7 protein-coding genes are annotated in these 7625 nt (G+C 46.8%); 4 read left to right on the top strand and 3 right to left on the bottom strand.

Annotation, left to right across the window (positions count from 1 at the left end):
* Positions 1 to 554 (top strand): isoaspartyl peptidase/L-asparaginase (locus tag Q0386_RS09140; protein ID WP_299030051.1); only part of this gene is annotated, 554 nt, incomplete at its 5' end.
* A 128-nt stretch (positions 555 to 682) separates the two neighbouring features.
* On the opposite strand, the gene Q0386_RS09135 is transcribed toward Q0386_RS09140, so the two are convergent.
* From Q0386_RS09135 to sodB, 3 genes are all read right to left on the bottom strand, one after another.
* Positions 683 to 2788: a ribonucleoside triphosphate reductase gene (locus Q0386_RS09135; RefSeq protein ID WP_299030048.1), complete on the bottom strand. Its 2106-nt coding sequence runs from the start codon at positions 2786 to 2788 to the stop codon at positions 683 to 685.
* 333 nt (positions 2789 to 3121) lie between these two features.
* The gene (locus tag Q0386_RS09130; protein WP_299030045.1) at positions 3122 to 3487 is read right to left on the bottom strand and encodes a hypothetical protein; all 366 of its coding nucleotides are present in this window, start codon (positions 3485 to 3487) and stop codon (positions 3122 to 3124) included.
* A 188-nt stretch (positions 3488 to 3675) separates the two neighbouring features.
* Entirely contained in the window at positions 3676 to 4326 is a 651-nt protein-coding gene (sodB, locus tag Q0386_RS09125) for a superoxide dismutase [Fe] (protein ID WP_299030042.1), read from the bottom strand.
* Between the two features lie 356 nt (positions 4327 to 4682).
* Between sodB and Q0386_RS09120 the strand changes: the two genes are divergently transcribed.
* Genes Q0386_RS09120 through Q0386_RS09110 form a run of 3 tightly spaced genes read left to right on the top strand, consistent with a single transcriptional unit; the run spans position 4683 to position 7523 of the window.
* Complete coding sequence (locus Q0386_RS09120) at positions 4683 to 5681, top strand: DctP family TRAP transporter solute-binding subunit (RefSeq protein ID WP_299030039.1); 999 nt, start codon at positions 4683 to 4685, stop codon at positions 5679 to 5681.
* 6 nt (positions 5682 to 5687) lie between these two features.
* Complete coding sequence (locus Q0386_RS09115; RefSeq protein ID WP_299030035.1) at positions 5688 to 6230, top strand: TRAP transporter small permease; 543 nt, start codon at positions 5688 to 5690, stop codon at positions 6228 to 6230.
* A 9-nt stretch (positions 6231 to 6239) separates the two neighbouring features.
* Positions 6240 to 7523, top strand: a complete 1284-nt coding sequence (locus Q0386_RS09110) for a TRAP transporter large permease (RefSeq protein ID WP_299030032.1) — start codon at positions 6240 to 6242, stop codon at positions 7521 to 7523.
* Positions 7524 to 7625: the final 102 nt, after the last annotated feature.

The following is a 7625-nucleotide window of genomic DNA, read 5'->3' as shown; positions in this document are numbered from 1 at the left end:
TGGTCGATCAGAAGTATTTTTTCACGCAGTTTAGATACGACGCGCTGCAAAAAGCTAAAGAGAAACAAAAGCTGCTACTTGATAGCGAAAAGGCAAAAAAGACGTCGCTAAATTTACACGAGCGCCCGTATCTTGGCACCGTGGGTGCGATAGCGCTGGATAAAAACGGCAACCTAGCCGCAGCGACCAGCACGGGCGGCATGACTAATAAAATGACCGGCCGCATCGGCGATAGCCCGATAATCGGCTCTGGAACCTATGCCGACAACGACTCGGTGGCGGTTTCTTGCACCGGCACGGGCGACATCTACATGCGCGTAAATGCTGCGCACGAGGTCTCGGCTCTTTATAAATACAAAACCTCCGACGTGCAAAAAGCAGCTGAAGATGCAGTAGCTCAGGTCAAAGCGCTCGGCGGCAGTGGCGGCATCATCTCGATCGACAAGCACGGACACACGGGCTTTGCATGGACGAAAGATAAGCTCGGAATGTATCACGGCGAAGCTAGACTTGGAGACAAACCGGTCGTTTACTGGCCGCTAGGGGAGAAATAATCAAATTTGCCCCGCCTATTTTGACTCGGGCGGGGTCAAATTTTGTTAAATTTTGATTTTATACATAAATACGAAGTCAAATTTAAAAGACGGTAAAGCCAAGCGGTGCTTCGCCACTCAAATTTATCCTATTTTACGCTATTTTCCGCCTTAAATTTAGCCAAAAGCTCCTCGTCGCATTTTGGGCAGTATTCGTGCTCGCCGCTGATGTAGCCGTGCTTGGCGCAGACGCTAAAGACCGGCGTTATCGTGATATAGGGTAGCTTGTAGTTATTTACTACGCCGCGCACAAGGTCTTTGCAGGCCTGCGCCGAGCTGATGCGCTCCTTCATATACAGGTGCAGCACCGTGCCGCCGGTGTAGGAGCTTTGCAGTTCGTCCTGCAGATCGAGCGCCTCGAACGCGTCGTCGGTGAAATTTGCCGGTAGCTGCGTGGAGTTGGTGTAGTAGATATTTTCGCCAAAACCGGCCTGGATGATGTCGGGGTAGCGCTTTTTGTCCTCTTTGGCGAAGCGATACGTCGTGCCCTCGGCAGGCGTGGCTTCGAGGTTATAAAGGTTGCCTGTGCTCTCTTGAAACTCGCGAATTTTACCGCGTAAAAACTCGATCATCTCGATCGCAAACTCCCGTCCGAAATCAGTCGCAATATTTTCTTTATCATTCGTGAAATTTCTCAAAAGCTCGTTCATGCCGTTGATGCCGATGGTGCTAAAGTGATTATTAAAGTGCTTTAGATAGCGCGCGGTGTACGGATATAGGCCGCGTTCGTACATCTCTTGGATAAAGGTGCGCTTTTTTTCGAGCGTGGATTTGGCTAAATTTAGCAGATACTCAAGGCGGGTATAGAGCCCTTTTTTATCGCCCTTATACAGATAGCCCAGGCGAGCTAAATTTAGCGTCACGACGCCGATACTGCCGGTCATCTCCGCGCTGCCAAATAGCCCTCCGCCGCGCTTTAGCAGCTCGCGTAAATCTAGCTGCAAGCGGCAGCACATCGAGCGCACGTGTCCCGGTTTATAGGCTTTGTCGTTTGCGACGCGGTTGCCGTTTTCATCGATCGTATACTGGCTACCGACGAAATTTTGAAAATAGCTCGAGCCCATTTTTGCTGTGTTTTCAAAAAGCACCTTCGCCACCTCACTGTCCCAGTCGAAGTCCTCGGTGATATTTACGGTAGGGATCGGGAAGGTAAACGGCTGCGAGCACTTGTCGCCCTCGGTCATGATCTCGTAAAACGCCTTGTCGATGCGGTTCATCTCTGGCTCAAAGGCGCGGTATGTCATATCCGTTAGCTTGCCAAACCCGCGTTTTTGCGCCTCTTTAGTAAGCTCTGCATCCTCTAAATCGCTAAATATATGCCTATCCTCGCGCGTCGGGATCTGGTCGCGCAGATCGCTCGGGCAGGTAATGTCGATCGTTACGTTGGTAAACGGACTCTGACCCCAGCGAGCAGGCACGTTTAGGTTAAAGATAAAGCTCGTTATCGCCTTTTTGATCTCTTTATCGCTTAGCTTGTCGCGGAAAACGTAAGGCGCAAGATATGTGTCAAAGCTGCTAAACGCCTGCGCGCCGGCCCACTCGCTTTGTAAAATTCCTAGAAAATTTGCCATCTGATAAAGCGCTTCGCGGAAGTGCTTGGGCGCCTTGCTCTCGACCCTACCGCGCACGCCGTTAAAGCCCTCGTTTAGTAGTGCTCTAAGACTCCAGCCTGCGCAGTAGCCGGTAAGGCAGTCTAGGTCGTGGATATGATAGTCGCCGTTTCGGTGCGCGAGGCCCTCTTCTTTACTATACACCTTATCCAGCCAGTAGTTGGCGATGACCTTGCCTGCGGTGTTGTTGATGAGGCCGGCGTTTGAGTAGCTGGTGTTTGAGTTGGCGAGAATTCGCCAGTCGGTGCCGTTGATGTACTCGCTGATCGTTTGGGTGGAGTTGATGTAGGTGGTGTCTTCGTTTAGTCCTAAAATTTGCTCGCGCTGAAGCTTATGCGTGTGGCGGTAGAGCATAAAGCTCTTCATCACGTCGAAGTGTCCCGCGTTAAAAAGCGCCTTTTCGATGTAGTCTTGCACATCCTCGACGCTCAAAACTTCGCTGTCAAACACATGCCCCATCACGTCCAAAAAGACCTTGTCGTCGTACTCTTTAGACTCGCTTTCAAAGGCTTTTTTGATCGCGTCTTGGATTTTATACGGGAGGTATTCTTGCTTCGTGCCGTCGCGTTTTAAGATAAATTTCATTTCATTCCTTACGTTAAATTTTTATGATAAATTTGACGAAAGTATAGGCAAAGTTAGCTTAAAATTTAGTGACCGAAATTTGCGTTCCGGGCATTTTAAAAATGTCATTTTTAAGTTTAAAATCGCTTTTAAATCGCGTATACTTGGGCATTTTATAAAGAGCTATTAAATTTTAAGACAAAGCTATTTTTGATAATAGATATTCAATTAGAGCAATTTTAAAAGAAGGATGAAAAACAAGCTAAAGTTCAAATTTGGCGAGATTTTGCGGGAGTTAAATTTGATAAATTTGAAGGAGAGAAAGTCCCGCCGTAAAATTCGGCGGGAAAGTTTTTATTCGTCGTATCTTAAGAAAATATCCTCGCCGCCTTTTGTAAGGTTTAGGATACCTTCGCCGCGTTTAAACGTTATCTCTGTACCGATATCGTCGTTCGCTAGTCTTACGCCGCTTGCAGTGACTGCGTTTTTAAGGTTGATTTTGTGACCTTTGCTGTCTTCTAGTAGGGCTGTGTTAAATTTATCGGTAGAGCTTAGTCTAACGACGTATTTCGGGTCGTTTACGCCCGTAAATTTAATAACTTCAGCTTCTGATTTGGTGATCTGAGCTTTGTTTGCGCTCTCGCTTTTGTGCGCGTGGCAACCGCTAAGCATAGCAACTGCAGCAAAAGCCGCCAAAGATGAAACTAAAAACTTCTTCATTTTCGTCCTTTTTTGTGAAATGAGACTCGAATATTACTTCAAAATAGTTTATATAAAGTAAACTTAGCCAAGAAGGAGTCCTCGCTCAAGGCTAAGTTTACTCGCGGGCTTACGCTTATTTAAAAAATAAGCCGCCGCAAATTTATCGCCGCCCTTAAAAAGCTCGCGAAATCGGCGAATTTTCGGCATTAATGGCAGCCGCAACCGCAGCAAGATTTAGCGCCGCCGTGAAGCTCGGTAATATAAAATTTAACCGAGTTAAGGCCCTCTTTTAACGCCCACTCGTAAGCGCTCGAAACAAAATCCCAGTTGATATTTTCAAACAACTTCTCCAAATACGCAGGGCGCGCATTTCTGTGATCTACGTAGTATGCGTGCTCCCAAACGTCCGCGACTAGAAGCGGCACCAGGCCGTCCGTTACCGGAGTTTGCGCGTTGCTAGTTTGTACGATTTGTAGTTTATCCTCTTTTGGATTGTAAACTAGCCATGCCCAGCCTGAGCCAAAAAGCGTAGTCGCAGCTTTCAAAAACTCCTCTTTAAAATTTGGAATATCTTTTTCCAAGCGAGCTTTTAGCTCGTCGCTCATTTGGCTTTTTTTCGCGATGCAGTCCCAGTAAAAGTCGTGGTTATAAACCTGAGCCGCGTTGTTAAACACGCCGCCCGAGCTTTTTACCAAGATATCAAAGAGGCTAGCGCCCTCAAACTCGGTACCTTTTATCAAATTATTTAGGTTATTGACATAGGCTTGGTGGTGTTTGCCGTGGTGGTAATTACAGGTTTCCTCGCTTACGACGGCGTTTGCTTTCGGATCGAAAGGCAGTTTTCTAAGTTCAAACATAATTTTTCCTTTGTAATAAATTTTATCCGTATTATAGCAATAAAATAGTAATTAATTTATTAACGCGCAAACAAACGCGCCGATGCTTCCATTTTATCAAATTTGACTCGTCTCGCCGCACGAAAAGATCAAATTTGATAAAAATAATGTGTATTTTCGTAACATTTAGTCTTTTTGGTCTTATATTTTACTTTGGCCTGCTCTCAAATTTGACGGTCAAATTTGAGATAGTGTTACATATTTACACATAAATTTGAAATTTATTGCAAAAAGTCGAAACATTTTCACGCAGCCGCTTTTTTATGAATTATAATTGCACCTAGCTGAATTAGCTAATCTTTTAAAAAGGATCACAGATGAAAATTAAGTTACTTTCCGCACTGCTTCTTTCTTGCGCGCTTGCGGGCAGCGCATTTGCCGCAGGTAAAACATACACGATCAAATTCGCCCACGTCGTGGCCGCCTCTACGCCAAAAGGCAAGGCTGCCGATTTTTTTGCTAAACGTGTCGGCGAGCTTAGCGGCGGAGCGATTAAGGTCGAGGTATATCCGGCCGCATCGCTAATGGACGACGATAGAGTTTTTGGAGCGCTAAAGCTTGGCAACGTACAGATGGCCGCGCCTAGTTTTTCTAAATTTACGCCGATAGTTCCGCAGTTTCAGCTATTTGACCTGCCGTTTATCTTTAGAGACAACGCCCATCTTTACGCTGTTCAAGACGGCGAAGTCGGACAAGCTCTAAAAGATATGATCGCTAAAAAAGGCTTCATCGCGCTTGATTTTTGGGACGCAGGATTTAAACACTTTAGCTCTAGCAAAAAGCCTATCGTAGAGCCTGCGGACGCTAAAGGACAAAAATTCCGCATCCAAAGCTCAAAAGTACTTGAAGAGCAGATCAAAGTAGTCGGCGGCAACCCGCAAGTATTGCCTTTTTCGGAGGTTTATCCAGCCCTTCAACAAGGCGTAGTCGATGCGACCGAAAATCCGCTGTCAAACTTCTACAACTCCAAATTTTACGAGGCTCAAAGCTCTCTAACGCTCTCTGGTCACGGATATTTGGGATATTTAGTCGTTATGAGCGAGAAATTTTGGAAAGGTTTGCCTGATGATATGAAGGCTCACGTAACGCAAGCTCTAAAAGAAGCTACGGCGTTCGAACGCGAAGAGACGGCTAAGGAAGAAGAGCATATTTTAAGCGAGCTTAAAAAATTCGCAAGCGAGAGCAAAAAGCTTGAGATCATCGAGCTAAATGCCGATCAAAAGGGTAAATGGGCAGAGGCTATGAAGCCGATTTATCCGAACTTCTACAACGTAATCGGTCAAGACCTAGTAGAAAAAACGATAAATACGAAGTAGGACTTTATGGGTAAATTTTTTGAGATTTTAGATGTCGGCATCGCCTCGGTAAACAAAACCGTAGCGGTGCTAGGCATCGCCGCAGGCACGCTGCTAGCCTTTGTTAACGTCGTGATGAGGTATTGCTTTAACACTGGCTGGTCGTGGGCCGGCGAGCTAACTAACTACCTTTTTATCTGGTCGGCGTTTTTTGCCGCAGCATACGGCTTTAGAAAAGGCATACATATCTCGGTTACGATTTTGATCGAGAGATTTCCGCCCATCGTCGCAAAGGCCTATCTCATCTTTGCAAATATACTAACGACGGCATTTTTGATGTTTATAGTAGTTTATAGCGTGCAGTATCTACAGGTGATAATCGAGCTTGATTTTATGAGCGTGGATCTAGGCGTGCCGCAGTGGATACCTATGCTGGTGCTTCCGATAGCGTTTTTGGGTGCCAGCTACCGCGCCGGAGAGAAAATTTACCAGATCGCTATGACGCCTTCGGATAAAGTCATCGTAAATAACGAAGCCGAGATGATACGCGACTCGGTCAAGAAAAGCTAAGGAGAGCCTATGACCATCGCATTTTTGTTTATCTCGCTGTTTGGCCTCATGTTAATAGGCGTTCCCGTCGCCGTTTCGCTTGGAGCTAGTACGGTTATCACGATGCTCTTTTTCACGGATCTTGACGTCGCAACGATACCTCAGCTCATCTTTGACGGTATCAATAAATTTGCCCTTATGGCGATCCCGATGTTTATCTTAGCCGGAAATTTACTGAGCAAGGGCGGCTCTGCTAGACGCATTATAGATTTTGCTAAATCCATGGTTGGACACCTACCGGGCGGCCTGCCGATGAGCGCGATATTTGCGTGCGTTATATTTGCCGCGGTTTCAGGCAGCTCGCCCGCTACGGTCGTAGCGATAGGTTCCATCATGTTTGTCGCGATTAAAGAAGCAGGCTATCCGAAAGAATACGCCGTGGGCGGCATTACAACCGCGGGCTCTCTAGGCATCCTCATCCCGCCTTCGGTCGTTATGATCGTTTACGGCGTGACGGCCGAGGTCAGTATCGCGCAGCTATTTATGGCGGGCGTGGTACCGGGGCTAATGCTAGGCGGCATGATGATACTTCAGACTTATATCGGAGCGAAAAAACTCGGATTTAAAGCTACTACGCCAGAGCCTTGGAGCGAGCGAGTAAAAAAATTCGGCAAGGCGTTTTGGGCGCTGCTAATCGTAGTAGTCGTTATCGGCGGTATCTACGGCGGCATTTTTACACCGACAGAGGCTGCGGCGGCGAGCGCTATATATGCGCTGATTATTTCGCTATTTGTTTATAAAGATATCAAATTTAAAGACCTGTGGGACATCTGCCTGGAGTCTGCTATCACGACGGCGATGATATTTTTCATCATCGCAAACGCGGTCGTGTTTGCGTATCTGCTAACTAGCGAAAACATTCCGCAAACGATAGCAGATAGCATCCTAGCCGCAAATATCGGCAAGATTGGCTTTTTAATCATCGTAAACGTCCTGCTTTTCATCATGGGACAGTTTATGGAGCCATCATCGGTCGTGATGATCATGGTGCCGCTACTGCTACCGATCGCGACTGCACTAGGCGTGGATCCGGTGCACTTTGGTATCCTGCTCATCGTGAATATGGAAATCGGCATGATCACACCGCCGGTCGGGTTAAATTTATTCGTCGCTAGCGGCCTAACGGGTATGAATCTAAAAGACGTTATCGTAGCGTGCTTGCCGTGGACTTTGACGCTATTTGTCGGACTCATCCTGGTGACATACATCCCGGAAATCTCGCTTTGGCTACCGAGGCTGATGTACGGAGGCTGATTTAAATTTGCAAATTTACGGCGCCGCGCGGGCTTATACGGCTCGGCGGTTGGTCCGTAAATTATGCGATTCGTTCAGGCTTAATTTCTTGATGTTTTTATG

The organism is uncultured Campylobacter sp. (genome assembly GCF_938045625.1).
Taxonomy (GTDB): Bacteria; Campylobacterota; Campylobacteria; order Campylobacterales; family Campylobacteraceae; genus Campylobacter_A.
This window is presented reverse-complemented; position numbering and strand designations above follow the sequence as displayed.

Bases quoted from the DNA above. Each gene is read 5' to 3' on its own strand.
- sodB (WP_299030042.1), bottom strand. From the start codon at position 4,326: ATGTTTGAACTTAGAAAACTGCCTTTCGATCCGAAAGCAAACGCCGTC.
- Q0386_RS09110 (WP_299030032.1), top strand. From the start codon at position 6,240: ATGACCATCGCATTTTTGTTTATCTCGCTGTTTGGCCTCATGTTAATA.
- Q0386_RS09130 (WP_299030045.1), bottom strand. From the start codon at position 3,487: ATGAAGAAGTTTTTAGTTTCATCTTTGGCGGCTTTTGCTGCAGTTGCT.
- Q0386_RS09120 (WP_299030039.1), top strand. From the start codon at position 4,683: ATGAAAATTAAGTTACTTTCCGCACTGCTTCTTTCTTGCGCGCTTGCG.
- Q0386_RS09135 (WP_299030048.1), bottom strand. From the start codon at position 2,788: ATGAAATTTATCTTAAAACGCGACGGCACGAAGCAAGAATACCTCCCG.
- Q0386_RS09115 (WP_299030035.1), top strand. From the start codon at position 5,688: ATGGGTAAATTTTTTGAGATTTTAGATGTCGGCATCGCCTCGGTAAAC.